The sequence below is a fragment of the Mycobacterium saskatchewanense genome (assembly GCF_010729105.1).
Classification (GTDB): Bacteria; Actinomycetota; Actinomycetes; order Mycobacteriales; family Mycobacteriaceae; genus Mycobacterium; species Mycobacterium saskatchewanense.
On record NZ_AP022573.1, the window covers coordinates 312,341 to 338,194 of the forward strand.

The window sequence follows — 25,854 nt, forward strand, 5'->3', positions numbered from 1 at the left end:
GAGACATAATCCTCTGCGAGCCCGACTGGCATGTCGTCGCGAAGGTTTATGTGGTCGTGGCCGAGGGCCGGACGCTTGAACCCAGCCCGTCGGCGATGGACCTCGCTCGTCGCACGCCGCGAGACATAATCCGCTGAGGCGTTCTTCGGCGTGTCTTCGCAGCCAGTTATGTGTCGCGGGCGGGGATCGCGCGCCGAGGGCCCGCACCTGGCCGCCCCCTGTGTGCATGCTTACAGCCAGGTAAAGATCGTGGAACACGCCCGGCAGGAGTTTGACCTCACCAGACCCGTCGTGCATTATCGGTCGGGTATGCACCTCGTTAGGTGAGGCGTCTACACGAATACAGGCCACTGACCCCGAACGTCGAAAGACGCCCCGGGTCAGGACAGCTCCTCCCGGCTTAAGGGTTGAGCCCAGGTGGCTTCCGGATTACCGGACACGTCGTGTAGTGCCAAAGCTCTGACGAGAGGGGTGCGGACCTCCGGCAGTCGTCGGGTTTCGTTCTCCTGCGTATACACCGTGTGCGGACAACCGCATGCGCCGTGACCGTGAGGAGGTGAGGGACATATGAGTTCCAGCGATAGTCCGGACCGAAGTCCGAGCTGCGTCTCGTCCCGATCCGGTCTCCGGTACGACGATCTGCTCTGAGTCGTCGATCCGCTTGCGAGCCAAGCGGTCCGGGGTCGGAACCGCCAAGGGACGGGACGCGTCAGTCCTGTTAGTCCCCAACGGAAATCCGTCTAGGAGGTCATCATGACCGCAGTTCTGTACGACGAAGTGGTAACCGTAGCGCCCGCCCCCGTGCTGACGGTGGTGCGCGACACCGACACGATCCCCGCCCAGGCGCCCAAGAAGGCGACCCGCCGGGTCGACAAGGCTCCCGGCGACCCGCTGGTGGAGGGCGCGACCCGCCTGCTGAGCATCCCGCTGCGCCACCTGTACGCGGCCCTGTGGCGGGTTGGTGTGCTCGAAGTCCAGGCCTGAGGAGGCGTCGATGAGCAGTGGGCAATCGAGGCTCCAAGGGGCCACCTGACCGCAGGGCCGCCTGAGGTCAGGCGGCCCCTTGGAGCGAGCGTTCACCGATTTGCGGCGTTCACTAGAATCGGTCCAGCGGCGTCGATCCGGCCATCACCGGGGAGCCTTCGGAAGAACGGCCGGCACGGCTCAGTAGAACCGGACGGGTGGGCCCGTCACAGCCCGAATCGAGCGGCCCCGCGCAAGCGGGGCAAGCGGGGTGGTACCGCGGCGCTCGCGCACATCGCGCGTCGTCGTCCCCGGCCAACGGCATTGGGGCGCAAAGGACGCAATCGTGGTGACCGACAACGTTGACCTCGGGGACTCCGTCAGGGTCTATCCCAAACTGGCCGGCGGGGCGCCGGACTTCCCGGCGCTCGAGCTCGAGGTGCTCGACTACTGGGCGTCCGACGACACCTTCCGGGCCAGCATCGCCCGCCGCGACGGCGCGCCGGAGTACGTGTTCTACGATGGGCCGCCGTTCGCCAACGGGTTGCCGCACTACGGGCACCTGCTCACGGGTTACGTGAAGGACATCGTCCCGCGCTACCGCACCATGCGCGGCTACAAGGTCGATCGCCGCTTCGGCTGGGACACCCACGGCCTGCCCGCCGAACTCGAGGTCGAGCGCCAACTCGGCATCACCGACAAGTCGCAGATCGACGACATGGGGATTGCCGCATTCAACGACGCCTGCCGGGCCTCGGTGTTGCGCTATACCGACGAATGGCAGGCGTACGTGACGCGTCAGGCGCGGTGGGTCGACTTCGACAACGACTACAAGACCCTCGACCTGCCCTACATGGAGTCGGTGATCTGGGCGTTCAAGCAGCTGTGGGACCAGGGCCTGGCCTACGAGGGTTACCGCGTGCTGCCCTACTGCTGGCGCGACGAGACCCCGCTGTCCAATCACGAACTGCGCATGGACGACGACGTCTACCAGAGCCGCCAGGACCCTGCAATCACGGTGGGCTTCAAGGTGATTGGCGGCGAGCTGGACGGGGCTCACCTACTGGTGTGGACCACCACCCCATGGACGCTGCCGTCGAACCTGGCGGTCGCAGTCAACCCCGAAGTCACCTACGTCGAGATCAGGGCCGGCGACCGTCGCTTCGTGCTGGCGCAGCCGCGCCTGGCCGCCTATGCGCGCGAATTCGGCGATGAGCCCGAGGTTTTGGGCAGCTACCGGGGCGCGGAACTGCTGGGCACGCGGTACCTGCCGCCGTTTCCGTATTTCGCGGACACCGCCAACGCTTTCCAGGTCCTGCCCGGCGACTTCGTGACCACCGAGGACGGCACCGGCATCGTGCACATGGCGCCCGCGTACGGCGAGGACGACATGGCCACCACCGACAAGGCCGGCATCGCGCCGGTCACGCCGGTGGATGCGCGGGGCCGCTTCGACGCGGAAGTCCCGGATTACCAGGGGCAGCACGTCTTCGCGGCCAACGCTCAGATCATCCGTGACCTGAAAGACGGCAGCGGCCCGGCCGCCGCCAACGGCGCGGTCCTGGTGCGCCACGAGACCTACGAGCACCCCTATCCGCACTGCTGGCGCTGCCGCAACCCGCTGATCTACCGGGCGGTGTCGTCGTGGTTCGTTGCCGTCACGGAATTCCGCGACCGCATGGTCGAACTCAACCAACAGATCACCTGGCATCCCGACCACGTCAAGGACGGCCAGTTCGGCAAGTGGCTGCAGGGCGCCCGCGACTGGTCGATCTCGCGAAACCGCTACTGGGGCACCCCCATTCCGGTGTGGAAGTCCGACGACCCGGCCTACCCGCGCATCGACGTGTACGGCAGCCTGGCCGAACTCGAGCGCGACTTCGGTGTGCGCCCGACCAATCTGCACCGGCCCTACATCGACGAGCTCACCCGCCCGAACCCGGACGACCCGACCGGACGCAGCAGGATGCGGCGCATCCCCGACGTGCTCGACGTCTGGTTCGACTCTGGTTCGATGCCGTACGCCCAGGTGCACTTTCCGTTCGAGAACGAAAAGTGGTTCGACACCCACTATCCGGGGGACTTCATCGTCGAGTACATCGGCCAGACCCGAGGCTGGTTCTACACCCTGCACGTGCTGGCTACCGCGCTGTTCGACCGTCCGGCGTTCAAAACCTGTGTGGCACATGGCATCGTGCTGGGCTCCGACGGGCAGAAGATGAGTAAGTCGTTGCGCAACTACCCCGACGTCAGCGAGGTGTTCGACCGCGACGGCTCCGACGCCATGCGCTGGTTCCTGATGGCCTCGCCGATCCTGCGCGGCGGCAACCTCATCGTCACCGAGCAAGGGATCCGCGAGGGCGTGCGGCAGGTGCAGCTGCCGCTGTGGAACGCGTACAGCTTCCTGGCCCTCTACGCGCCCAAGGCCGGCGCCTGGCGCACCGATTCGACGCACGTGCTGGACCGCTACATCCTGGCCAAGCTGGCCGACCTGCGGGACGACCTGACCGCCGAGATGGAGGCCTGCGACATCTCCCGGGCCTGCGAACACCTGCGCCTGTTCACCGAGGCGCTGACCAATTGGTATGTCCGCCGGTCGCGTTCGCGCTTCTGGGAGGAAGACGCCGGGGCCATCGACACGCTGCACACCGTGTTGGAGGTGACGGCGCGGCTGGCCGCCCCGCTGCTGCCGTCGGTCACCGAGATCGTCTGGCGTGGCCTGACCGGCGGGCGCTCGGTCCACCTCACCGACTGGCCGGGGGAAGGCGTCGTGCCCGCCGATGCCGAGCTGGTCGCCGCGATGGATCAGGTCCGCGAGGTGTGCTCCGCCGCATCGTCGCTGCGCAAGGCCAAGAAGCTGCGCGTCCGCCTGCCGCTGCCGAAACTGACTGTGGCGGTTGATGATCCGCAGCGGTTGGAGCCGTTCGTGGATTTGATCGCCGACGAGCTGAACGTCAAGTCCGTCGAGCTGACCGATGCCATCGACACCTACGGCCGTTTCGAGCTGACCGTCAACGCCCGCGTGGCCGGGCCGCGCCTGGGCAAGGACGTGCAGGCCGCGATCAAGGCGGTCAAGGCCGGCGAGGGCGTCGTCAACGCCGACGGCACCCTGACCGCGGGCCCGGCGGTGCTGCGGCCCGAGGAGTACAGCTCACGCCTGGTGGCCGCCGACCCCGAGTACACCGCGGCGCTGGCCGACGGGGCGGGCCTGGTCGTGCTCGACGGCACCGTCACCCCCGAGCTGGAGGCCGAGGGCTGGGCCAAGGACCGCATCCGCGAGCTGCAGGAGCTGCGCAAGTCGACCGGGCTGGACGTGTCCGACCGGATCTCCGTGGTGATGTCGGTGCCCGCCGGGCGCCTGGGCTGGGCGCAGACCCACCGCGACCTGATCGCGGGGGAGATCCTCGCCACCGGTTTCGTGTTCGGAGAGCCGGCGGACGGGGCCGAGATCGGCGACGGCGTGCGGGTGAGTATCGCCAAGGCGTGACGGGTGGTCAGCCGCCGTTTCGGGTCGCGGCGGCGGCCAGCGTGACGTAGTGCATGGTGAAGCCGCCGCCGATCGAGTCGAGCGCGGCTCCCACGGCCCCCAGCACGGTCGCGACCTTGTCCGGGGCGAGCTGGGTGAGCGTGCCCATGGTCGGCAGGTGGTCCAGCCACTCGTCGCGGCTGTAATGCCGCTCCCATTCGAACCGCCACTGCTCGGGTTCGCCGAACGCGCCGGTCGCCCGGACGCCCTCGACGGCGCGCAGGAGATTGCCCTCCTGCAGGTCGAAGGCCGGGTTACCCACCTGGCTGCCGTCGGTCGGCCGGTTCTGCAGGGGCGCGTCGGGCGCCACCCGGTGCAGGGCCTCGTCGAAGGCGTCGGCGACCTCGCGCGGCGGATCGAAGACATGCCAGTACACCGCCAGCAGGCCGCGCGGCCGCAGCACCTGCGCGGCCTTTTCGGCGCCCCGCACCGGGTCGACCCAGTGCCAGGCCTGCCCGGCGACGACGGCGTCGAAAGAACGGCCCGCTGCGTCCCACTCCTCGAACTTGCCGATCTCCACCTCGATCCCGGTGCTCCGGGCGAAGTCCCCCATCCGCGCGTCCACGTCGACGCCCAGCACCCTGCGACCGGCGGCGCGGTACTGCCTCGCCCCGATGCCCGTGCCGCAGCCGACGTCGAGGAACTCGACCCCGGGGCTGGCGGCGACGACGCGCTGGATCAGCTCGTCGGGGTAGCGCGGGCGCGCCCGGTCATACCGCGCGGCGTCCACCCCGAAGGACTCCGCCACGTCCCGGAGCCGGTGCAGCTCCAGCGAAGAAGAGGGTTCAGTCGTCATTGCTTGCACTCCGTCCTACGGCCTGGTCCGGCCAAGATGCGCCGGACGCACCCTCCACATTACGAAATGCGTTTTCCAGCAAACGATTTCCGCGGATGGCCCGGCGGGCGGGACGCGGCACGCCACGGTTGGCGGTGGGCCGCGCCTAGCATTCCCCAGTGTGGAGTCCCGCTGGGTGCTGCACCTGGACATGGATGCGTTCTTCGCGTCCGTCGAGCAACTGACCCGACCGACCCTGCGGGGGCGGCCGGTGCTGGTCGGCGGGCTGGGCGGACGCGGCGTCGTGGCCGGCGCCAGCTACGAGGCGCGCGTGTACGGGGCGCGGTCGGCCATGCCGATGCACCAGGCCCGCCGGCTGATCGGCGTGAGCGCCGTGGTGTTGCCGCCGCGCGGTGTGGTCTACGGGCTGGCCAGCCGGCGGGTCTTCGAGACGGTGCGCGGCATGGTTCCCGTCGTCGAGCAGCTGTCGTTCGACGAGGGCTTCGCCGAACCGCCGCAGCTCGCCGGGGCATCGGCCGAGGACGTCGAGGCGTTCTGCGAAAAGTTGCGGGGCCGGGTTCGCGAGGAGACGGGCCTGACCGCATCCGTCGGCGCGGGCTCGGGCAAGCAGATCGCCAAGATCGCGTCGGGACTGGCAAAGCCCGACGGCATCCGCGTGGTCCGGCGTGCCGAGGAACGGCTGCTGCTGGGCGGGCTGCCCGTCCGGCGCCTGTGGGGGATCGGCCCGGTCGCCGAGGAGAAGTTGCACCGGCTCGGCATCGAAACGATCGGGCAGTTGGCGGCCCTGACCGACGCCGAGGCGGCCAATATCCTGGGCGCGACGATCGGTCCGGCGCTGCACCGCCTGGCCCGCGGCATCGACGACCGGCCCGTCGCCGAGCGGGCCGAGGCCAAGCAGATCAGCTCCGAGTCCACCTTCGCGGCCGACCTCACCAGCCTGGAGCAGCTGCACGAGGCGATCGGTCCCATCGCCGAACACGCGCACCAACGCCTGCTGCGCGACGGGCGCGGCGCGCGGACCGTCACGGTGAAACTGAAGAAGTCCGACATGAGCACGCTGACCCGTTCGGCGACGCTGCCGTATGCGACGACCGAACCTGGCGCGCTCGCCGCCGTCGCCCGCCGCCTGCTGCTCGACCCGCGCGATATCGGGCCGATTCGCCTCCTCGGCGTGGGATTTTCGGGGCTGAGCGACGTGCGGCAGGAGTCGCTGTTCCCGGATCTGGATCTCGCGGGCGACCCGTCGGAGGGGCCAGCCGTCGAGACCGCGACCGAGGCGATGTTCGCCCCGGCGCCCCCCGATGCGGGGTGGCGGGTGGGTGACGACGTCACGCACCGCGAATTCGGCCACGGCTGGGTGCAGGGCGCGGGCCACGGCGTGGTCACCGTGCGCTTCGAGACCCGCGGTTCCGGCCCGGGACAGGCCCGGACGTTCCCCGCCGGCACCGGCGAACTCGTCAGGGCCAACCCCGTCGACTCCCTGGACTGGCCGGATTACGTGGGCGCCCTGCAGGCGAACCCCGAATCAACCCCACCGGGCGATGACGTCGGTGACCGGTAGCTTCGCGGCCAACGCGGCGATCAGCAGCACCCGGGCCTGCGGGGGCCGCAGTCGCGGCACCATCAGCGCGCCGGCCGTAGCCATGGCGTGTCCGGGGCCGTAGCTGGCGCCGACCCGCCCGCCCGGGACCCGCGTGGACACCGCGACAATCACCCCGTCGGCGCACTGCCGGCGCACCGCGTCGACCACGGCGGGCCCCGCGTTGCCCGAACCCAGCGCTTCCAACACCACGGCCCGGGCGCCGGCGGCCACACACGCCTCCAGCGCCACCCCGTCACTGCCCAGGTAGGCCGCGACGATGTCGACCCGCGGCGCCGTGGCGGCGCCGAGCTCTCCCACGAGCGGTCGCGTCTTCGCGCCGGTCAGCGACGCGACGCCGTCGACCGTGCCGAGCAGGGCGCCGGTGAAGCCGCTGAGGTCCTGCGTCGCGACCTTGGACATGCCCAGCGGCTGCAGCACCCGACCGGCGAAACAGACCAGCACGCCGAGGTCACGGGCGGCCGGGCTGGCCGCGAGCGCCAGCGCGTCGCGCAGGTTGGCCGGGCCGTCGGCGTCGGGAGCGTCTGCGCTGCGCATGGCGCCGGTCAGGACCACCGGCGCCGACCCGGCATACGTGAGGTCGAGCCACAGCGCGGTCTCCTCGAGGGTGTCGGTGCCGTGGGTGACGACGACGCCGTCGGCACCCCCGTCGACGGCGGATCGGACCGCGGCCCCGATCCGGTCCCAGTCGGCGAGCGTCAGCTCCGAGCTGTCGACGGCCAACAAGTCGACGACGTCGACGTCGTGCGCCGCATCGACGGCCGCCGTCAGGTCCGCCCCGCTGCGAGTCGGCCTGCGCACGCCGTCGGTACCGGTGCTCGTCGATATCGTGCCCCCGGTGGCGATGACGGTCAGGCGGGCCATAGTAGAGATCATCGCGCACGCCGCTGGCGAACATCGGCTGGCCCGCGGCCGGATTAGGGGATGATGAGAGGGTGCCTGAGGAACGATCGACCGAGCCGGTGACCTCGAAGGCTGGGAAGGAGTCGGAGGCTCCGGCGCCGCGGCCGCCGAGGCGGCTGCGGCTGCTGCTGTCGGTAGCGGCCGTCGTGCTGACTTTGGACGTCATCACCAAGGTGCTGGCGGTCAGGCTGCTGCCGCCCGGCCAGCCCGTGTCGATCATCGGTGACACCGTCACCTGGACGCTGGTGCGCAATTCCGGGGCCGCCTTCTCGATGGCGACCGGCTATACCTGGCTGCTGACGCTGATCGCGACCGGCGTGGTGGCCGGCATCTTCTGGATGGGCCGGCGGTTGGTCTCGCCTTGGTGGGCGGTGGGCCTGGGGATGATCCTCGGGGGCGCCACGGGCAACCTGGTCGACCGGTTCTTCCGCGCCCCCGGCCCGCTCCGCGGCCACGTCGTGGACTTCCTGTCGGTCGGCTGGTGGCCGGTGTTCAACGTCGCGGACCCGGCGGTCGTCGGCGGCGCGATCCTGCTGGTGGTGCTGTCGGTCTTCGGCTACGACTTCGACGCGGTGGGTAGGCGCAGGGTCGTCGACGCAGACAAGGCCGACCAACGTTGACCGACCGATCGATGCCCGTTCCGGAAGGGTTGACGGGCATGCGCGTCGACGCGGGACTGGCGCGCCTGCTGGGGGTGTCCCGCAGCGCCGCCGCGGCCATCGCCGAAGACGGTGGCGTGGAGCTCGATGGTGTGCAGGCCGGCAAGTCCGATCGCCTCACCGGCGGGGCATGGCTGCAGGTCCGGCTGCCGGAGGCGCCGGCCCCGCCGCAGAACACGCCCGTCGACATCGAGGGCATGACGATCCTCTATTCCGACGACGACATCGTCGTGGTCGACAAGCCTGCCGCGGTGGCCGCGCACGCCTCGGTCGGCTGGACCGGGCCGACCGTCCTCGGCGGCCTGGCCGCCGCCGGCTACCGGATCACCACCTCGGGCGTGCCCGAGCGGCAGGGCATCGTGCACCGGCTCGACGTCGGCACCTCCGGTGTCATGGTGGTGGCGCTGTCCGAGCGGGCGTACACGGTGCTCAAGCGGGCATTCAAGCAGCGCACCGTCGAGAAGCGCTACCACGCGCTGGTGCAGGGGCACCCCGACCCGTCCAGCGGGACCATCGACGCGCCGATCGGCCGCCACCGCGGCGGGGAGTGGAAGTTCGCCGTGACCACCGACGGCCGCCACAGCCTCACCCACTACGACACCCTCGAGGCGTTCGTCGCCGCCAGCCTGCTGGACGTGCACCTCGAGACCGGCCGCACGCACCAGATCCGGGTGCACTTCTCGGCGCTGCATCATCCGTGCTGCGGTGACCTGGTCTACGGAGCCGATCCCAAACTGGCGAAACGGCTTGGGCTGGAACGCCAATGGCTGCACGCGCGATCGCTGGCGTTCGCCCATCCGGCCGACGGCAGGCGGGTGGAGTTCGTCAGCCCCTACCCGGCCGACCTGCAGCACGCGCTGGACGTCCTGCGCTACGAGGCGTGATCACCCGGGCTTGCAGGCCTCGACGAGGACTCGGGTGGAGTGGGCGACGAACGGGCCGCCCGCCTCGATGCGCTGGTGGAGTTCAAGCAACCGGTCGCGGTAGCGCCGCACCGTGAAGTCGGGAACCGTCCAGACCACCTTGCGCAGGAAGTAGATGACGGCGCCGACGTCGAAGAACGTGGCCCGCATCCGCTCCATGCGGAGGTCGACGACCCGGAACCCGGCGGCCTCCGCCCGCGCGCGCTGGGTGTCGGGATGTAACTCGGCCCATTTCTCCGGCTGCGGCCCGATGAAGTATTCGACCAGCTCGGCCATCGTCGCCGGCCCGATCTGTTGGGCGAGGTAGCGGCCGCCCGGCCGCAGCACCCGGGCGATTTCGGCCCACCGCACGTCGATCGGGTGCCGGCTGGTCACCAGGTCGAACGCCTCGTCGGCGAACGGCAACCCGGGTTCGTCGCCCGTGGCGACCACCACCACGCCGCGGGGATGCAGGAGCTTGGTGGCCAACGCCGCGTTGGGCGGCCACGACTCGATTGCGGCCATCGTGGGCGGGAATCGCGCGGCGCCGGCGAGCACCTCGCCGCCGCCGGTGTCGATGTCGAGCGCCGCGGAGACGGCGGCCAGCCGCTCGCTCATCAGCCGCTGGTAGCCCCACGACGGGCGCTCCTCGGTTGCCCGGCCGTCCAGCCAGGAGAAATCCCAGCCGTCGACGGGCGCCTCCTCGGCCTCCGCAACCAGGTCGTCGAAGGTGCGACTCATTGCGTGTGGCAGACGAACTTGGTGCCGCCCAGCTCGACGTTGACGTCGCCCTGGTGCTCCCAGAAGTCGGCGCCGCGGTTGCCGTAGTGGGCGCCGCTGGCGGCCGGCCTGATGAACAGGATCTCCTGGCTCCCCTTCCAGTTCAGCACCGCCGTCTGCGGGTCGAACTGGTTGTAGAACTGCGCGGTCAGCGGCCCGGAGCCGGCGGGGCAGTTGTACGTCACCACGGGCGGCGCCGCGGTGGCCGGGTCGGCGATGGCCAACTGCACCAAGCGCGTCTGGTAGGCCTCCTCGAGGCAGGGCCGCGCGTCGGCGGAACCGCCGCAGCCGTCGCGGGTTGTCGCCCACGCGGCCTGCGCGGCGTTGAGCGCGGCCGCGTCGGCGCCGGGACGCGCCAGCGCCTGCTGGTAGGCGGTCTGCACCCGGTGGTCGAGCCCGGTCAGTTGCGGATCGTTGCAGACCACCTGCTGGGCGGGGTTCGCGGGCTTGGCGCAGTCGAAGGTGCCGGCGGCGGCCACCGGTGTGCTGGTGGCCGGTGTGCTGGTGGCCTGGGTGCCGGAATTGGATGGCGGAGGAGGGGTTTTCGAGCCGCAGGCGCACAGCAGCAACCCCGCGACGAACGCGACGACCAGTCTCATACGAGCTGACTACCGGCTGCACGGCGCATCGCGTGCGCGACACGCCAGAGGTGTGGGCACTTCTTGTCGGCGAAATTGCCGCTGCGGTGGTGGCGGGCGCTTGATGGCAGCCCTGGTCGCCACGGCGGCGAAAGGGCCGGCGTGGTGGTCGGCCGGGTCTCTCGGCGAGGTGGCCGCCATGGTCGTGGTTGGGGGCCGGAGCGCAGCCCTCGTGGCGATCTCGGCGAAAGGCTGGCGGAGGCGCTCAGACCTTCGCGGCGTCGCTGGTGGCGATCTCCGGTGCCAGCGGTGCTATCGCGCCGAGGATCTCGGTCACGGTTGCGGACGGCACCCCGGCCGCGCTCAACGCGTCGGCCAGGTGCCCGGCCACCAGATTGAAGTGCAGCATGGTGATTCCGCGACCCTGATGAACCTGCTTCATCGGCGCGCCGGTGTAGGGCTCGGGGCCGCCGAGGGCCGCGGCGAAGAACTCGACCTGCTTGCCTTTGAGGCGGTTCATGTTGGTCCCGGTGAAGAAGCCGGACAGCTGTTCGTCGGCGAGCACGCGGGCATAGAAGTCCTCGACCACCACCTCGAGGGCCTCGTGCCCGCCGATGCGGTCGTAGATGGTCGCTGGCTCGGGTTTGCGGAAGTGCGCCAGAATTTTCATAACAGCGATTGGAACATCTCGGCGTTGCCCGCCAGTAAGTCCGCGATCACCCGCCGATTACCCTGTGTAACAACGGCATTGCTCGCAAGTGGCCGCCCCGGCCGTCCTGCTGTGAGACCATCGTCGGCGTTTACATGACGGCAATCTGCATCCGGCAGGGGGGCGATGTCCTAGGTTGGCCTTATGACAGACGTCACATCACCCACACTGCCCCACTGGGTGGCCCCGGCCGAAGGCCGGGCTGCTCGCGGTCGGGGGGCCGGCCTCAGGAGCGAAAACCGATGAACCTCGGCGACTTGACGAATCTGGTGGAAAAGCCGATCGCGGCGGTGTCCAGTGCGTTGGTGGAAAAGCCGCTCGCGGCGGTGTCGAACATCATCAACACGCCCAACTCCGCCGGCCGGTATCGGCCTTTCTACCTGAGGAACCTGCTGGACGCGGTGCAGGGCCGCACGCTCGAGGACGCGGTGCAGGGCAGGACGGCCCTCATCACCGGGGGCTCGTCCGGAATCGGGGAGGCCGCCGCGAAGAAGATCGCGGAGGCGGGGGGACAGGTGGTGCTCGTCGCCCGGACCCTGGAAAACCTGGAGAAGGTCGCCGACGAGATCCGGGGCAGCGGCGGGACCGCCCACGTGTACCCGTGCGACCTGGCCGACACCGACGCGATCGCCGAGATGGCGGACCGGGTCCTTGCCGACCTCGGGGGAGTCGACATCCTGGTCAACAACGCGGGACGGTCCATCAGACGCTCGTTGGCGCTGTCCTACGACAGGATTCACGACTACCAGCGGACCATGCAGCTGAACTACCTCGGCGCCGTGCAGCTCATCCTCAAGTTCATCCCCGGGATGCGGGAGCGCGGCTACGGGCAGATCGTCAACGTCTCCTCGGTCGGAGTGCAGACCCGCGCGCCCCGCTTCGGCGCCTACATCGCCAGCAAGGCGGCACTGGACAGCCTCTGTGACGCGCTGCAGGCCGAAACCGTCAATGACAACGTCAAATTCACCACCGTGCACATGGCGTTGGTGCGCACCCCGATGATCAGCCCGACCACGTTGTACGACAAGTTCCCGGCGCTGACGCCCGACCAGGCGGCCGGGGTGATCGCCGACGCGATCGTGCACCGACCCCGACGGGCCAGCTCGCCGTTCGGGCAGTTCGCCGCCGTGGCCGACGCCGTGAACCCCGCGGTGATGGATCGGGTGCGCAACCGCGCCTTCGCGATGTTCGAGGACTCGGATGCCGCCAAGGGCGGCGAAACGTCTTCCGAGGCCAAGGAATTCGACAAAAGGAGTGAAGCATTCGTGCGCGCGACCCGCGGAATACATTGGTGATACGGGACAGATTGGCGACACCATGAGCCTTCCTAGACCCGACACTCACACCACCGTCGTCATCACCGGCGCCTCCTCGGGCATCGGTGCCGAACTGGCCCGCGGCCTGGCTCGCCGCGGCTTCCCGCTGCTGCTGGTGGCGCGCCGCCGGGACCGCCTCGACGAGCTCGCGAACGAAGTCGGCCAGGAGAACTCGGTCGCGGTCGAGGTGCTGCCGCTGGACCTCAGCGACGGTGAAGGCCGCGCGAAGCTGGGGGACCGGCTGCGCACCGAGCCGATCGCCGGACTGTGCAACAGCGCCGGCTTCGGCACCAGCGGACTGTTCTACACGCTGCCGGTCGAGCGGGAGAGCGAGCAGGTCACCCTCAACGCGCTCGCGTTGATGGAACTCACCCACGCGGCGCTGCCCGGCATGGTCGAGCGTGGCGCGGGCGCGGTGCTGAACATCGCGTCGATCGCGGGCTTCCAACCGCTTCCCTACATGGCGGTGTATTCGGCGAGTAAGGCCTTCGTGCAGACGTTTTCGGAGGCGGTGCACGAGGAGTTGCACGGAACCGGGGTGTCGGTGACCGCGCTGTGCCCGGGCCCCGTGCCCACCGAGTGGGCCGAGATCGCCAACGCCGAGCGATTCAGCATCCCCGCCGCCCAGGTGTCGCCCTGCGACGTCGCCGAGGCGGCGATCGGGGGAATGCTCGCCGGCAGGCGCAGCGTGGTGCCGGGCATGGTGCCGAAGGTGGCCAGCGCCGGCGGCAGGTACGCCCCCCGGAGCCTGCTCCTCCCCGCGCTGCGGATCGGGCAGCGACTTCGCGGCGGGCCCGACCGCTGATGGCGGTCGTGGCGGCGGCCTCCGGCGGAGACGCGGCGGTCCCGAAGCCCGACCAGGGGCGCCGCGACACAGCACTGGTTGCGACGACACGCCGGAAATCGTCGCGGTGGTTTATGTCTCGCGGACGCAGCGCGGGGATTCGGGGTGAACGATGGCCGCTGTAGATCTGACCGCCGATGTGCCCATGAGCCCGCAGGACATGTGGGACCGCGTGTCCGACCTGTCGGACCTGGGCGACTGGCTGGTCATGCACGAGGGGTGGCGCAGCGAGCTGCCCGACGAGCTCGCGGTCGGCACCCAGGTCGTCGGAGTCGCGCGCGCCAAGGGTTTTCGCAACCGGGTCACGTGGACGGTGACCGAGTGGGACCCGCCGCACCAGGTCGCGCTCTCGGGCTCCGGCAAGGGCGGGGCTAAGTACGCCGTGAGCCTCACCGTGCGCGCCACCGACGACGGGTCCACCCTGGGCGTGCGCCTGGAGCTGGGCGGACGCCCGTTGTTCGGGCCGGTCGGTTCGGCGGCGGCCCGGGCCGTCAAAGGGGACGTGCAGAAGTCGCTGCGGCAATTCGTCCAGCTGTACGGCTGACGGGTTCAGCTCGGCTTGGCGGGCATCACCGCCGTGTCGCCGTCCTCCCACAGCAGCAGCTGGCGCACCGCGGCGCGGGTCCCGTAGGGCCGCAGCATCGAGCTCGCCGGACGCGGGCGCACCCGTTGCGGCCACCAGAACCAGCGCCCGAGAAGCGTTGCGACCGAAGGCGTCATGAACGAGCGCACGATCAGCGTGTCGAACAGCAAGCCGAGCCCGATGGTGGTCCCGATCTGACCGAGGACCTGGAAACCGCTGAACACGAACGCGCACATGGTGACCGCGAAGACCAGGCCGGCGGAGGTGACCACCGATCCCGACCCGGCCATCGCCCGGACGATGCCGGTCTTGAGCCCGGCGTGGATCTCCTCCTTGAAACGGGAGATCAGCAGCAGGTTGTAGTCGGAGCCCACCGCCAGCAGCAGGATGACGGCCAGCGCCAACACCACCCAGTACAGCTGGATGCCGAAGATGTACTGCCAGACCAACACCGACAAGCCGAACGAGGCGCCCAGCGAAAGCGCCACCGTGCCGACGATGACCAGCGCGGCGATCAGGCTCCTCGTGATGATCATCATGATCAGCAGGATGAGGGCGAGGGCGGCGAGCGCGACGATCATCAGATCGTATTTGGCGCCGTCCTGGATGTCCTTGTACGTCGCCGCGGTGCCGCCGATGTAGATCTGGGCGTCGGCCATCGGCGTGCCCTTCAGCGCCTCGTGCGCGGCCCGGGCGATCGGGTCGATGTGCGAAATACCTTGCGGGGTAGCGGGATCGCCCTCATGGGTGACGATCAGGCGGGCCGCCCTGCCGTCGGGCGAGAGGAATAGCTTCAGCCCGCGCTTGAAGTCGGGGTTGTTGAACACCTCGGGGGGCAGGTAGAAGCTGTCGTCGTTCTTCGCGGCGTCGAACGCGCGACCCAGCGCGGTCGCGTTGTCGATCGCGTCCTGCGTCTGGGCGTTGATGCCGGCCTGGGTGGCGTGGCTCGCCAGCGCCAGCTCGCGATTGGTCTCCTGGCTGTCGATCTGGGGCGGGATGAGCGCCACCAGTTTCGGCTGCAGCGCGTCGAGCTTGTCCAGGGTGGCCGTGAGGTTCTCGAATTTCTCGGTCAGCTGGTCGACGCCGTCGAGCGCGTCCAGGACCGACCGGATCGCCCAGCAGGCCGGAATGTCGTAGCAGTGCCTCTCCCAGTAGAAGTAGCTGCGGATCGGCCGGAAGAAGTCGTCGAAGTTCGCGATCTTGTCGCGCAGGTCCTGAATCGTGGCGACCGTGTCGTGAAAGCTCTCGGTTTCGCTGTGGGTGGCGGCGGCGAGCTGTTGCTGCAGCGCGTACTGCTGTTTCAGGATGTTGATCGTCTTGGAGAGTTCGCCGGCCTGCTTGAGCAGGTCGTCCGCGCGATCCCGTTGATAGGTCAGGTTTTCCTGCTGGGCGGCGCTCTGATTGCTCACGACGAACGCGAGCGAGCTGTGGTCGAGGGGAGTGCCCAGCGGCCGGGTGATGGCCTGCACCTGGGCGATGCCGGGCACGTGGAAGACCGCCTTGGCCACCCGGTCCAGGATGAGCATGTCGGCCGGGTTGCGCATGTCATGATCCGACTCGACCATCAGGAGTTCGGGCTCGAGGCGGGCCCGGGAGAAGTGCCGTTCGGCCGCGGTGTAGCCGATGTTGGCGGGCGCGTCGGCGGGCATGTAGGGGCGGGTGTCGTAGCTCGTCTTGTACCCGGGTAACGCGATCAGGCCGACGAGCGCCAGCGCGCAGGCCGCGGTCAGGACCGGGGCGGGCCAGCGGACGATGGCCGTGCCGATCCGCCGCCATCCGCGGGTGCGCATCGCGCGTTTCGGGTCGAAGATGCCGACCAGCGCGCCCAGGGTGAGCATGGCCGGGCCCAGGGTGAGCGAGGCGATCAGCGCGACGACGATGCCGATGGCGGCGGGGACGCCGAGGCTCTGGAAATACGGCAACCGGGTGAAGCTCAGACACGCCACCGCGCCGGCAACGGTGAGGCCGGACCCCAACACGATGTGCGCCGTGCCGTGGAACATGGTGTAGAAAGCGCGTCCTCGGTCCTCGCCGGCGCCGCGCGCCTCCTGGTAGCGGCCGACCACGAAGATCGCGTAATCGGTTCCGGCGGCGATCACCAGCAGCGTGAGCAGGTTCGTCGCGTAGGTCGAGAGCCCGATGATGCCGGCATTGCCGAGGAACGCGACGATTCCTCGGGCGGCCGACATCTCGATGAGCACCGTGATGAGCACCAGCAGCGTCGTGAGTACGGACCGGTAGACGAAGAACAGCATCACCGCGATGACGCCGATAGTGATCGCGGTGACCTTTGCGGTGCCCTTGCTGCCGACGTCGAACTGGTCGGAGATGAGCGGCGCCGCGCCGGTGACGTAGGCCTTGACGCCCGGCGGCGGCGGCGTGCGGTCGACGATGTCGCGGACCGCGCCGACGGATTCGTTGGCCAACGCCGAGCCCTGATTGCCGGCGAGGAAGACCTGGACGTACGCCGCCTTGCCGTCGGTGCTCTGCGAACCGGCCGCCGTCAGGGTGTCCCCCCAGAAGTCCTGGACGTGTTCGACGTGCTTCTTGTCCTCCTCGAGCTTGTGGATCATCGTGTCGTAGAACCGGTGGGCATCCGCGCCGAGCGGCTTGTCGCCCTCGAGGACGATCATCGCGGAGCTGTCGGTGTCGAACTCCTTGAACGCCTGGCCGATCCGCTTGATCGCCTTGAGCGACGGCGCGTCGGGCGAGTTCAGCGCGACGTTGTGGGTCTTGCCGACGTCCTCGAGCTGCGGTACCGCGATGTTCGTCAGGGCGGCCAGCGCCACCCAGAACAGCAGGATCGGCAGCGCGAGCCGCCGGATGGTGTGGGGCACGCGGGGCCGCGGTTGGTCTTCGTCGTTCATCCCGACTTGTCCAGGCAGAAGGTGTAGGCGTCGGCTTCGTTGACGGTGCGCTCGTCCTTGACCTCGCCATTGACGGTGATGCGGCACCCGAGGGTGTCGCCGTTGCCCTGGGCCACGACGTTGCCCAGAACGGCGGGCTCCGTCGTGGTGATCGTGAACGACCAGGGCAGCGGGGCGTTCTTGACCTCCTGTGGCTGGGCGTTCACATCGAGGTAGTTGATGGTCGCCACGGCCCCGGGCGCGCCGAAGACCTCGAGGACCACCTGTTTGGGGTTGAAGGGCACGATCTCGTTGGCGAGCCCGCTGTTGGCCGAGGTGTTGTCGTTCGTGCCGAAGATCCCGTGCAGCCGAAAAATCGCGAACCCGGTCAGGCTGACGACCAGCATGGCGACGAGCACCATCCACCCTCGTTTCACGAAGCGCCCAACCGGAATCCGTTTCACCCGTTGGCCTTTCGATGCTCGGGCGACGCGGCAACTCTCGCCGTCGTTGGATACACGGTACGGTACTGAACCGTACTCCACAAGAGACGTGACCGTACACTCGTTGCGATGATGGCCGCGACGGCCGCGACGGCCGCGACGGCCGCGACGGCCGTGACGGCCGCGACGGCCGCGACGGCCGTGACGGCCGCGACGGCCGCGACGGCCGCGTGCGTCCAACGTGGAGTTGTTGTGCCGGAATCGCGGGTTCGGCCGCAACAACTCGACACTGGGCCTACCCGACGGGCCGGATCAGGCCGGGGAGGATGAAGTCGTCGACGAGGGCCTGCACGGTGCGCCGGGTGGGCGGCCGGCCGGGGATGATGCAGCGGAAGATCAGATAGCCGGGCAGCAGGTCCCAGAGCTCGTCGGTGATGACGGCCTCGGCGATCTCGCCGCGCTCGACGGCTTGGCGCAGCACATGGTCGAGCAGGGCCTTGCGCTGAACCAGGAACTCGCGCTGCATGGCCTCATTGAGGGCGGGGTGGCGCGACACCTCGACGAGCACCGCACGGATGGTGCTGGCGTGCTGGCGGCCCTGCTCGGCGCAGGTCTCGCCGATCTGCAGCAGGTCACCCCGCAGGGTGCCGGTCTGGGGGGCGACCGCGACCTGGCGGATGCCCTCGGTGAAGGCGGCCAGCACCAGCTCGGCCTTCGACGGCCAGCGCCGGTACACCGTGGCCTTGCTCGCGTGGGCGGCGCCGGCAACCGCGTCCACCGTCAACCGCTCGTAGCCGTGCTCCTGCAGCAGTCGCAGCGTCGCCGCAAGCAGCTCCGACTCCCGCGGCGACCACGGGGACGACTCCGCGGCACGGTCGGCGGTCTGCGTCATGACGCCCACAATAGATCCGGCACGTCGGCGGGCCGAGTTTTCAGACACACTTGGCGACACGCCCGAAACGTGTCGGAGGTCGGTCATAGACTGACGTCCCTATGAGTCAGTCGTCCTTCGTGCACCTGCATAACCACACCGAGTACTCGATGCTGGACGGTGCCGCGAAGATCACGCCGATGCTCGCCGAGGTGGAGCGACTGGGGATGCCCGCGGTCGGGATGACCGACCACGGAAACATGTTCGGGGCCAGCGAGTTCTACAACGCGGCGAGCAAGGCCGGGATCAAGCCGATCATCGGGGTCGAGGCGTACATCGCTCCCGCTTCCCGCTTCGATACCCGGCGCATCCTGTGGGGTGACCCCGGCCAGAAGTCTGACGACGTCTCGGGCAGCGGCTCCTACACGCACCTGACGATGGTGGCGGAGAACGCCACCGGACTGCGCAACCTGTTCAAGCTGTCGTCGCTGGCCTCCTTCGAGGGGCAGCTGGGCAAGTGGTCGCGGATGGACGCCGAGCTCATCGCCGAACACGCCGAAGGCATCATCGCCACCACCGGCTGCCCCTCGGGTGAGGTGCAGACCCGTCTCCGCCTGGGGCACGACCGCGAGGCGCTGGAGTCGGCCGCCAAGTGGCGCGAGATCTTCGGCGCCGACAACTACTTCTTGGAGCTGATGGACCACGGGCTGTCCATCGAGCAGCGGGTCCGCCAAGGCCTGCTCGAGATCGGCCGCAAGCTCGGCATCCCGCCGCTGGCGACCAATGACTGCCATTACGTCACCCGCGACGCCGCGCACAACCACGAGGCGCTGCTGTGTGTGCAGACCGGCAAGACGCTGTCGGATCCCAACCGGTTCAAGTTCGACGGTGACGGCTACTACCTGAAGTCCGCCGCCGACATGCGCGCGATCTGGGACGACGCGGTGCCCGGCGCCTGTGACTCGACGTTGCTCATCGCCGAGCGGGTGCAGCCGTACGACGAGGTGTGGGCCCCGCGGGACCGCATGCCCGTCTTCCCGGTGCCCGAGGGGCACGACCAGGCGAGCTGGCTGCACCACGAGGTGATGGCCGGGCTGCGGCGGCGCTTCCCGTCCGGTGTCGGCCAGGACTACATCGACCGGGCCGAGTACGAGATCAAGGTCATTTGCGACAAGGGCTTTCCCGCGTACTTCCTGATCGTCGCCGACCTGATCAACTACGCGCGATCCGTCGACATCCGCGTGGGTCCGGGGCGCGGCTCGGCGGCGGGCTCGCTGGTGGCCTACGCGCTGGGCATCACCAACATCGACCCGATCCCGCACGGGCTGCTGTTCGAGCGCTTCCTCAATCCCGAACGGCCGTCGGCCCCCGACATCGATATCGACTTCGACGATCGCCGTCGCGGCGAGATGGTGCGCTACGCCGCCGACAAGTGGGGTCAGGACCGGGTTGCCCAGGTCATCACCTTCGGCACGATCAAAACCAAGGCGGCGCTGAAGGATTCGGCCCGCATCCACTACGGCCAGCCCGGCTTCGCCATCGCCGACCGGATCACCAAGGCGCTGCCGCCGCCGATCATGGCCAAGGACATCCCGCTCTCGGGTATCACCGATCCGGGCCACGAACGCTACAAGGAGGCCGCCGAGGTCCGGGGCCTCATCGAGACCGACCCCGACGTCCGCACCATCTACCAGACGGCGCGCGGCCTGGAGGGCCTGATCCGTAACGCGGGCGTGCACGCCTGCGCGGTGATCATGAGTAGCGAGCCGCTCACCGAGGCCATCCCGCTGTGGAAGCGTCCGCAGGACGGCGCGATCATCACCGGCTGGGACTATCCGTCGTGCGAGGCCATCGGCCTGCTGAAGATGGACTTCCTGGGCCTGCGCAACCTGACGATCATCGGCGACGCGCTGGAGAACATCAAAGCCAACCGGGGCATCGACCTCGACCTCGAGTCGGTGCCGCTGGACGACAAGCCCACCTACGAGCTGCTCGGTCGGGGCGACACCCTGGGCGTGTTCCAGCTCGACGGCGGCCCGATGCGCGACCTGCTGCGCCGCATGCAGCCCACCGAGTTCAACGACATCGTCGCCGTGCTGGCGCTCTACCGTCCCGGCCCGATGGGCATGAACGCCCACAACGACTACGCCGACCGCAAGAACAACCGGCAGGCGATCAAGCCGATCCACCCGGAGCTCGAGGAGCCGCTGCGCGAGATCTTGTCCGAGACCTACGGCCTGATCGTCTACCAAGAGCAGATCATGTTCATCGCCCAGAAGGTCGCCTCCTACACGATGGGCAAGGCCGACGCGCTACGCAAGGCCATGGGCAAGAAGAAGCTCGAGGTGCTCGAGGCCGAGTACAAGGGCTTCTACGAGGGCATGACCGCCAACGGATTCTCCGAAAAAGCGGTGAAGGCCTTGTGGGACACCATCCTTCCCTTTGCCGGTTATGCGTTCAACAAGTCGCACGCCGCCGGCTACGGCCTGGTGTCCTATTGGACCGCGTACCTGAAGGCGAACTACCCGGCCGAATACATGGCGGGTCTGTTGACCTCGGTGGGCGACGACAAGGACAAGGCCGCGGTGTACCTGGCCGACTGCCGCAAGCTCGGCATCACCGTGCTGCCGCCCGACGTCAACGAGTCGCTGGTGAACTTCGCGTCGGTCGGCAAGGACATCCGGTTCGGGCTGGGCGCGGTGCGCAACGTCGGAGCCAACGTCGTCGGGTCGTTGATCAAGACCCGCAACGAGAAGGGGAAATTCACCGACTTCTCGGACTACCTGAACAAGATCGACATCTCGGCCTGCAATAAGAAGGTCACCGAGTCGCTGATCAAGGCGGGCGCGTTCGACTCGCTGAACCATGCCCGCAAGGGCCTGTTCCTGGTGCACACCGACGCCGTCGACTCGGTGCTCGGCACCAAGAAGGCCGAGGCGATGGGGCAATTCGACCTGTTCGGCGGGGATGACGGCTGCACCGAGGCGGTGTTCACCATCAAGGTCCCCGACGACGAGTGGGAGGACAAGCACAAGCTGGCCCTGGAGCGGGAGATGCTGGGCCTGTACGTGTCCGGGCATCCGCTGAACAAGGTGGCGCACCTGTTGGCCGCCCAGGTCGACACCCAGATCCCGGCCATCCTCGACGGCGATGTGCCCAACGAGACACAGGTGCGGGTCGGCGGCATCCTGGCGTCGGTGAACCGGCGGGTGAACAAAAACGGGATGCCTTGGGCGTCGGCCCAATTGGAGGATCTCACCGGCGGCATCGAGGTGCTCTTCTTCCCGCAGGCGTACTCCGCCTTCGGGGCAGACATCGCCGACGACGCCGTCGTGCTGGTCAGCGCCAAGGTGGCGATCCGCGACGACCGGATCGCGCTGATCGCCAACGAGCTTGTGGTGCCGGACTTCTCGTCCGCCCAGGCTGATCGCCCGATCGCGGTCAGCCTGCCCACCCGGCAGTGCACCATCGACAAGGTGACCGCGCTCAAACAGGTCCTGGCCCGCCATCCGGGCACGTCGCAGGTGCACCTGCGGCTGATCAGTGGCGAGCGCATCACCACGCTGGAGCTGGACGCGTCGCTGCGGGTGACCCCGTCACCGGCGCTGATGGGCGATCTCAAGGCATTGCTCGGCCCGGGCTGCCTGGGCGGCTAGCGCCGCCCCTCACGGCCTGCTGGGCCTCCTGCCGCCTTTTGCGGCTTCGCCACCGTCGCGAGCGTGCGCGAAAGTACGCGGCAACCGGCGTGTGTGCCGACACGCACGCTCGCGGGGCTATGAAGCCCCGCCGTCGAAAACTGTAGGGAAATCCCTAATTGATTGGTGAGGGTGCCGGGCGTTGGCTGAAAGCACCGCACGGGCGGCAATTGCCGTCGACAAACAGTCATTCGACGACGAAGAGACATACGGCACGGCTGCATGCAGTCGCGTCTCGAAAGGAACGCCATGTCAACGAATCCGCCTGCGGGTCAGCTCGTGCGTGCAGGCTCGAGCCCGTGGCGCGCAGTGGCCGCGGTCCCGCCGCCGAGCGTCGCGATCGGTCTGTTCGCGGCCGTTGCCATCGCCGTGAGCGGAGCGCCGCCGGCTATGCTGCCCCCCGCCCAGGCGAGTCCGGGGCAACACACCGTCGTGTATCGGATCCTCGGCGGCGGCGACGTGTTTTCCGTCATTCCCGACCCCGGTACGCCGGTGTACCCGGCGAGCACCACGACCTGGGTTTCGGTGCCGTGGTCGCAGACCGTCCAGGTGAGCGGGAGTCCTTACCTGGCGTTGAACTACACCGACAAAAACGGCGGTCCCCACGACTGCGCCATTGAGGTGGACGGCCACCCCGTCCCGCTCACCGAACACACGACCGGCAGGTGCGCTTACCAGATCCCCGGCCCCGCGCAGTAGGCCCGCGAGCGGTCGGAACGTCGGCGGGCACAGCGATGACTGACGAAGGAGAGCAGCGATGAAGCATGGGATCGTCGTCGGCGTGGCCGGCGTGGCACTCCTCGTCGCGGGGTGCGCCGGCTGCTCCAGCAATAAGTCGAACACGGGAGCGTCGAACACGCCGGCGCCGGCCCCACCGCAGGTGATCGTGGACGGCAAGAACCTGAACGTCAGCGGTCCGGTCACCTGTACCCCGGCCGGCAACAACGTCACCATCGGCATCGGCGACCCCGCCAACGGCGTCGGTGCGGTGGTCAGCAAGGACAACCCGCCAATCGTTCACGCGGTCGGGTTGGGCAATGTTGATGGCATCACGCTCGGTTACGCGGACGCCGCACCAGGCCAGGCCGGAAACGCCGGAGCCGCGGCCAGCGGCAACTCTTTGCAGATCAGGGGCACCGCGGTCGGTCCCGACATGAGCAATCCGCAGGAGCCGAAGCAGGTAACCAAGTCTTTCGAGTTGGACGTTACCTGCCCTTAAAAAGACGAGCGCCGGTCGATCGTCGGGGCCGAGGCCCGAGAAGGGACGCAACGAATGTCAATCAAACATCTCGCCGCGGCGGCGGCAGTTGCGACGGGCCTGGGCATGTCCGCAACGGTCTTCAGCGGGGGTTTGGCCAGCTCGGACCCCTGCCCGAACTGGGACAAGGCCTGCAACGGCGGCGGCACGACCACCAATCCCGGCCCCGGTTACGGGGGCACCGGGACCCTGCCTCCCCCGGGATCGACTGTTCCCAAGCCCAGCACCCCGCCGCCGACGACAAGCGTCCCGCCCAAGCAGACGACCTCGGCGCCGCGGAGCACCCCGCCACCGACGACCTCGCAGTGGAGCGGTCCGACGCCGACGACGACGATGCCGCGGAGCACGCCGGGGCCGACGACCTCGCAGTGGAGTGGTCCGACGCCGACAACCTCGTTCCCGGTGGAGTGCCCCAGCTGGTACAAGACGTGCACTCCCGCTCCCAACCCCGGCCCCGGTTACGGCGGTTCGCAGCCGCCGCCGAGTGGGCAGTGGGGTGGCGGTTCGCAGCCGCCGCCGAGTGGGCAGTGGGGTGGGGGTTCGCAGCCGCCGCCGAGTGGGCAGTGGGGTGGGGTTCGCAGCCGCCGCCGAGTGGGCAGTGGGGTGGGGTTCGCAGCCGCCGCCGAGTGGGCAGTGGGGTGGGGGTTCGCAGCCGCCGCCGAGTGGGCAGTGGGGTGGGGGTTCGCAGCCGCCGCCGAGTGGGCAGTGGGGTGGTGCGCCTCAGCCGACGCCGGGCCAGGGCGGCGCCTACCCGTCCCCGGTTCTGCACGCGCCGGAGCGGCAGCCCGAACACCCGCCGTACTATCCGCCGCGCGGCCCGATCCTGCGTGGCACTCCCCAGTACGGCGGCCCCGTCGACCTGCAGAACGGGTACTACCTCCCGGGCCAGGGTGCACCGCCCCCGCCCCGGCCAAGCGGCTATGGCTGGAACGACGGCCCGCCTCCCGGCTCGCCCCCGCCGAACTGGGAGGGCCCACCGCCTACCGGCGGCTGGAACGGGCCGCCCCCTCCCGGTGGTTGGAACCGCCCCTGGACCGGACCGCCGGTCGACGCGAGCTACGGCCAGCGCTATTTCGCACCGTTCACCTACAACACCTACACCGCCCTGCCGGTTTTCAACTGGCAGTACGGCGGTTGGGGTTATTGGTTCGAGGGGCTTTGGATCCCGCTGTACTGAGGGGCCTCGGGCCCTAACCCGTCAGCGACCGCCCGGTGGTCGTGGGTCGGGATGATCGCCACCCGGTGCCGCGCCAGGTGCAGTCGATGCAGCGTCCTGAAGGCTTCGTCGCGATCCTCGTCCACCAAAGCGCCCGGGTAGCTTGATTTTTGGCGTACCTTCTCGACCTGAAGCGTGTGCCACGCGGCGTCACCGGCGATCAGCGTCCACCCCCGGCCGGCGTGGACGAGCACCCCGACGCTGCCCGGGGTATGCCCGGCCAGGTCAACCAGGATCACCGAGCCGTCACCGAACAGGTCACGGCTCCGGGCGAAGGTCGACACCGGCGGGCCGTCCAGGTCGTATTCGACGACGGGCCGGCCGCGCAGCGAAGCGCGGACGCCGCCCACGGGGGCTACGGCCCCCGCACTGATCCACTCCCGTTCCGGCCGGTGCAGGTGCGCCGGAAGGCCCGGCAGGTCCAGCAGGCCCGACACGTGATCCCAGTGCGCGTGGGTCGGCACCGCGAAGTCAAGCCGGGGCGTTGTGGGCAGCCGGTTCAACGCCGTGATCGTCGGCACCGTGGCGGCGGGCGGGAGGACCGCGACGCGTAGCACCGCGGGCAGCTGGGCGATCACTCGTTGCCCGACATCGGTGCACACGGCGGGATCGACGATGAACGTGGCTTCAGGATGCCTGACGACGAATGACGTCAGCGAGTTCTCCACGCGCGCAGGCCTGAACACGCCCTCGACGATCGCGGCCGTCGGCACCGGGCGCGGCAGCTGGGGCAGCGCGGTCACCGTGACGGTGCGGCGGGGTTGCGGCAATCCGGCGTCGACGATGCTGCGGATGAACCGCTGGTCGAGCCGCCTCGGCCGCACCATGCCCCGCAGGAGTCCCACTGCGGCGGCGCAGCATTGCAGGGCGGAGGGGGAGCGGACCGGGTCCTTGGCCGGCCGTGCCATCAGAGCTTCACCCGGACGATGACGCTGTCGGGCCATACCCCGCGCTGACGCACGCGTCGGAGCTTTTCGCGGACGCACAGGTCTTGGTGCACGTTGGGTACGCCCGGCACCTTCACCAGTGGCACGATGTTCCACTGCCAGCCGTAGCGCTCGCGGAGCAGGCGGTTGGCCCGCTCGGCCTCGGCGCCGGACAGGACCGTCGCGTGGCCGGCCACGGTGGTCGCGCCGGGAAAGACGCGACCCCGGTAGTCGCAGGCGGTGAGTTCGACTCTTCGGGTGGCGTTGAGCCGCTTGGTCTTCGGGCCGACCTTGGTCCGGAACAGCAACGCATCGCCGTCCAGCCCGAACCAGACCGGCGTGTCGACGGGTGTGCCGTCTCGGCGGAAAGTCCGGAGCAGGGAGTAGCGGCCGCGGCCCAGCTCGGCCAGTGCTTTTTCGTCCATGGGTACAGTCAAAGG

23 protein-coding genes and 1 riboswitch are annotated in these 25,854 nt (G+C 69.2%); of the genes, 12 read left to right on the forward strand and 11 right to left on the reverse strand.

The window, feature by feature from the left end; all coding sequences use genetic code 11:
• The first annotated feature begins 308 nt into the window (after window positions 1–308).
• A riboswitch (M-box (ykoK) riboswitch) is annotated at window positions 309–478 on the forward strand.
• 275 nt (window positions 479–753) lie between these two features.
• Entirely contained in the window at window positions 754–984 is a 231-nt protein-coding gene (locus G6N56_RS01480; RefSeq protein ID WP_085253697.1) for an Rv1535 family protein, read from the forward strand.
• A 328-nt stretch (window positions 985–1,312) separates the two neighbouring features.
• The gene (gene ileS, locus G6N56_RS01485; protein WP_085253813.1) at window positions 1,313–4,450 is read left to right on the forward strand and encodes an isoleucine--tRNA ligase; all 3,138 of its coding nucleotides are present in this window, start codon (window positions 1,313–1,315) and stop codon (window positions 4,448–4,450) included.
• A gap of 7 nt (window positions 4,451–4,457) precedes the next feature.
• On the opposite strand, the gene G6N56_RS01490 is transcribed toward ileS, so the two are convergent.
• A complete protein-coding gene (locus tag G6N56_RS01490) occupies window positions 4,458–5,285 on the reverse strand; it encodes a class I SAM-dependent methyltransferase (protein ID WP_085253698.1) in 828 nt (275 codons plus the stop codon).
• A 160-nt stretch (window positions 5,286–5,445) separates the two neighbouring features.
• Between G6N56_RS01490 and G6N56_RS01495 the strand changes: the two genes are divergently transcribed.
• Window positions 5,446–6,846: a DNA polymerase IV gene (locus G6N56_RS01495; RefSeq protein ID WP_085253699.1), complete on the forward strand. Its 1,401-nt coding sequence runs from the start codon at window positions 5,446–5,448 to the stop codon at window positions 6,844–6,846.
• On the opposite strand, the gene G6N56_RS01500 is transcribed toward G6N56_RS01495, so the two are convergent.
• Window positions 6,811–7,749 (reverse strand): asparaginase, encoded by a 939-nt coding sequence (locus tag G6N56_RS01500; RefSeq protein ID WP_085253700.1) that lies wholly within the window; start codon window positions 7,747–7,749, stop codon window positions 6,811–6,813. The genes G6N56_RS01495 and G6N56_RS01500 overlap by 36 nt on opposite strands.
• Window positions 7,750–7,820: 71 nt before the next feature.
• Here G6N56_RS01500 and lspA point away from each other — a divergent pair, with 71 nt between their 5' ends.
• Window positions 7,821–8,408, forward strand: a complete 588-nt coding sequence (lspA, locus tag G6N56_RS01505) for a signal peptidase II (RefSeq protein ID WP_085253701.1) — start codon at window positions 7,821–7,823, stop codon at window positions 8,406–8,408.
• Window positions 8,405–9,331, forward strand: a complete 927-nt coding sequence (locus G6N56_RS01510) for an RluA family pseudouridine synthase (RefSeq protein ID WP_085253702.1) — start codon at window positions 8,405–8,407, stop codon at window positions 9,329–9,331. Before lspA ends, G6N56_RS01510 begins: the two co-directional genes overlap by 4 nt.
• On the opposite strand, the gene G6N56_RS01515 is transcribed toward G6N56_RS01510, so the two are convergent.
• The 3 genes from G6N56_RS01515 to G6N56_RS01525 all read right to left on the reverse strand — a co-directional run bounded on the left by G6N56_RS01515 (window position 9,332) and on the right by G6N56_RS01525 (window position 11,377).
• Entirely contained in the window at window positions 9,332–10,090 is a 759-nt protein-coding gene (locus tag G6N56_RS01515; protein ID WP_085253703.1) for a class I SAM-dependent methyltransferase, read from the reverse strand.
• Window positions 10,087–10,728 (reverse strand): MliC family protein, encoded by a 642-nt coding sequence (locus tag G6N56_RS01520; protein WP_085253704.1) that lies wholly within the window; start codon window positions 10,726–10,728, stop codon window positions 10,087–10,089. The genes G6N56_RS01515 and G6N56_RS01520 overlap by 4 nt, the downstream gene beginning before the upstream one ends.
• 244 nt (window positions 10,729–10,972) lie before the next feature.
• Window positions 10,973–11,377, reverse strand: a complete 405-nt coding sequence (locus tag G6N56_RS01525; protein ID WP_085253705.1) for a group I truncated hemoglobin — start codon at window positions 11,375–11,377, stop codon at window positions 10,973–10,975.
• 281 nt (window positions 11,378–11,658) lie between these two features.
• Here G6N56_RS01525 and G6N56_RS01530 point away from each other — a divergent pair, with 281 nt between their 5' ends.
• The 3 genes from G6N56_RS01530 to G6N56_RS01540 all read left to right on the forward strand — a co-directional run bounded on the left by G6N56_RS01530 (window position 11,659) and on the right by G6N56_RS01540 (window position 14,120).
• Entirely contained in the window at window positions 11,659–12,711 is a 1,053-nt protein-coding gene (locus G6N56_RS01530) for an SDR family NAD(P)-dependent oxidoreductase (RefSeq protein WP_085253706.1), read from the forward strand.
• Between the two features lie 22 nt (window positions 12,712–12,733).
• Window positions 12,734–13,537: an SDR family NAD(P)-dependent oxidoreductase gene (locus tag G6N56_RS01535; protein ID WP_085253707.1), complete on the forward strand. Its 804-nt coding sequence runs from the start codon at window positions 12,734–12,736 to the stop codon at window positions 13,535–13,537.
• 151 nt (window positions 13,538–13,688) lie between these two features.
• Complete coding sequence (locus tag G6N56_RS01540) at window positions 13,689–14,120, forward strand: type II toxin-antitoxin system Rv0910 family toxin (RefSeq protein ID WP_085253708.1); 432 nt, start codon at window positions 13,689–13,691, stop codon at window positions 14,118–14,120.
• A 5-nt stretch (window positions 14,121–14,125) separates the two neighbouring features.
• On the opposite strand, the gene G6N56_RS01545 is transcribed toward G6N56_RS01540, so the two are convergent.
• The 3 genes from G6N56_RS01545 to G6N56_RS01555 all read right to left on the reverse strand — a co-directional run bounded on the left by G6N56_RS01545 (window position 14,126) and on the right by G6N56_RS01555 (window position 18,340).
• On the reverse strand, window positions 14,126–17,026 hold the full coding sequence (locus G6N56_RS01545) for an MMPL/RND family transporter (protein ID WP_085253709.1): 2,901 nt from the start codon (window positions 17,024–17,026) through the stop codon (window positions 14,126–14,128).
• On the reverse strand, window positions 17,023–17,469 hold the full coding sequence (locus G6N56_RS01550) for an MmpS family protein (RefSeq protein ID WP_264020565.1): 447 nt from the start codon (window positions 17,467–17,469) through the stop codon (window positions 17,023–17,025). The genes G6N56_RS01545 and G6N56_RS01550 overlap by 4 nt, the downstream gene beginning before the upstream one ends.
• Window positions 17,470–17,743: 274 nt before the next feature.
• Complete coding sequence (locus tag G6N56_RS01555; protein ID WP_085253814.1) at window positions 17,744–18,340, reverse strand: TetR/AcrR family transcriptional regulator; 597 nt, start codon at window positions 18,338–18,340, stop codon at window positions 17,744–17,746.
• Window positions 18,341–18,441: 101 nt separating this feature from the next.
• Between G6N56_RS01555 and dnaE the strand changes: the two genes are divergently transcribed.
• The 3 genes from dnaE (at window position 18,442) to G6N56_RS01570 (ending at window position 23,233) form a co-directional block, all read left to right on the forward strand.
• Window positions 18,442–21,975, forward strand: a complete 3,534-nt coding sequence (gene dnaE, locus G6N56_RS01560) for a DNA polymerase III subunit alpha (protein WP_085253711.1) — start codon at window positions 18,442–18,444, stop codon at window positions 21,973–21,975.
• Between the two features lie 288 nt (window positions 21,976–22,263).
• Window positions 22,264–22,713 carry a hypothetical protein gene (locus tag G6N56_RS01565; protein ID WP_142280399.1) on the forward strand — a complete coding sequence of 150 codons (450 nt, stop codon included), beginning with the start codon at window positions 22,264–22,266 and terminating at the stop codon, window positions 22,711–22,713.
• A gap of 58 nt (window positions 22,714–22,771) precedes the next feature.
• Window positions 22,772–23,233, forward strand: coding sequence for a lipoprotein LpqH (locus tag G6N56_RS01570; protein WP_085253713.1), 462 nt, complete (start codon window positions 22,772–22,774; stop codon window positions 23,231–23,233).
• A gap of 209 nt (window positions 23,234–23,442) precedes the next feature.
• Here G6N56_RS01570 and G6N56_RS01575 read toward each other — a convergent pair whose 3' ends face one another.
• Window positions 23,443–23,706, reverse strand: a complete 264-nt coding sequence (locus tag G6N56_RS01575) for a hypothetical protein (RefSeq protein ID WP_163645075.1) — start codon at window positions 23,704–23,706, stop codon at window positions 23,443–23,445.
• A gap of 134 nt (window positions 23,707–23,840) precedes the next feature.
• Here G6N56_RS01575 and G6N56_RS01580 point away from each other — a divergent pair, with 134 nt between their 5' ends.
• A complete protein-coding gene (locus G6N56_RS01580) occupies window positions 23,841–24,449 on the forward strand; it encodes an MAP_0585 family protein (protein ID WP_332103329.1) in 609 nt (202 codons plus the stop codon).
• Here the strand turns inward: G6N56_RS01580 and G6N56_RS01585 are convergent.
• Together G6N56_RS01585 and G6N56_RS01590 are read right to left on the reverse strand one after the other, a co-directional pair.
• On the reverse strand, window positions 24,413–25,396 hold the full coding sequence (locus tag G6N56_RS01585) for an MBL fold metallo-hydrolase (RefSeq protein WP_085253715.1): 984 nt from the start codon (window positions 25,394–25,396) through the stop codon (window positions 24,413–24,415). The genes G6N56_RS01580 and G6N56_RS01585 overlap by 37 nt on opposite strands.
• Window positions 25,396–25,839 (reverse strand): PPOX class F420-dependent oxidoreductase, encoded by a 444-nt coding sequence (locus G6N56_RS01590; protein WP_085253716.1) that lies wholly within the window; start codon window positions 25,837–25,839, stop codon window positions 25,396–25,398. The genes G6N56_RS01585 and G6N56_RS01590 overlap by 1 nt, the downstream gene beginning before the upstream one ends.
• Window positions 25,840–25,854 lie beyond the last annotated feature (15 nt).

Bases quoted from the DNA above. Each gene is read 5' to 3' on its own strand.
- G6N56_RS01480 (WP_085253697.1), top strand. From the start codon at position 754: ATGACCGCAGTTCTGTACGACGAAGTGGTAACCGTAGCGCCCGCCCCC.
- G6N56_RS01490 (WP_085253698.1), bottom strand. From the start codon at position 5,285: ATGACGACTGAACCCTCTTCTTCGCTGGAGCTGCACCGGCTCCGGGAC.
- G6N56_RS01500 (WP_085253700.1), bottom strand. From the start codon at position 7,749: ATGGCCCGCCTGACCGTCATCGCCACCGGGGGCACGATATCGACGAGC.
- G6N56_RS01515 (WP_085253703.1), bottom strand. From the start codon at position 10,090: ATGAGTCGCACCTTCGACGACCTGGTTGCGGAGGCCGAGGAGGCGCCC.
- G6N56_RS01520 (WP_085253704.1), bottom strand. From the start codon at position 10,728: ATGAGACTGGTCGTCGCGTTCGTCGCGGGGTTGCTGCTGTGCGCCTGC.
- G6N56_RS01525 (WP_085253705.1), bottom strand. From the start codon at position 11,377: ATGAAAATTCTGGCGCACTTCCGCAAACCCGAGCCAGCGACCATCTAC.
- G6N56_RS01530 (WP_085253706.1), top strand. From the start codon at position 11,659: ATGAACCTCGGCGACTTGACGAATCTGGTGGAAAAGCCGATCGCGGCG.
- G6N56_RS01535 (WP_085253707.1), top strand. From the start codon at position 12,734: ATGAGCCTTCCTAGACCCGACACTCACACCACCGTCGTCATCACCGGC.
- G6N56_RS01540 (WP_085253708.1), top strand. From the start codon at position 13,689: ATGGCCGCTGTAGATCTGACCGCCGATGTGCCCATGAGCCCGCAGGAC.
- G6N56_RS01545 (WP_085253709.1), bottom strand. From the start codon at position 17,026: ATGAACGACGAAGACCAACCGCGGCCCCGCGTGCCCCACACCATCCGG.
- G6N56_RS01555 (WP_085253814.1), bottom strand. From the start codon at position 18,340: ATGACGCAGACCGCCGACCGTGCCGCGGAGTCGTCCCCGTGGTCGCCG.
- dnaE (WP_085253711.1), top strand. From the start codon at position 18,442: ATGAGTCAGTCGTCCTTCGTGCACCTGCATAACCACACCGAGTACTCG.
- G6N56_RS01565 (WP_142280399.1), top strand. From the start codon at position 22,264: ATGTCAACGAATCCGCCTGCGGGTCAGCTCGTGCGTGCAGGCTCGAGC.
- G6N56_RS01570 (WP_085253713.1), top strand. From the start codon at position 22,772: ATGAAGCATGGGATCGTCGTCGGCGTGGCCGGCGTGGCACTCCTCGTC.
- G6N56_RS01585 (WP_085253715.1), bottom strand. From the start codon at position 25,396: ATGGCACGGCCGGCCAAGGACCCGGTCCGCTCCCCCTCCGCCCTGCAA.
- G6N56_RS01590 (WP_085253716.1), bottom strand. From the start codon at position 25,839: ATGGACGAAAAAGCACTGGCCGAGCTGGGCCGCGGCCGCTACTCCCTG.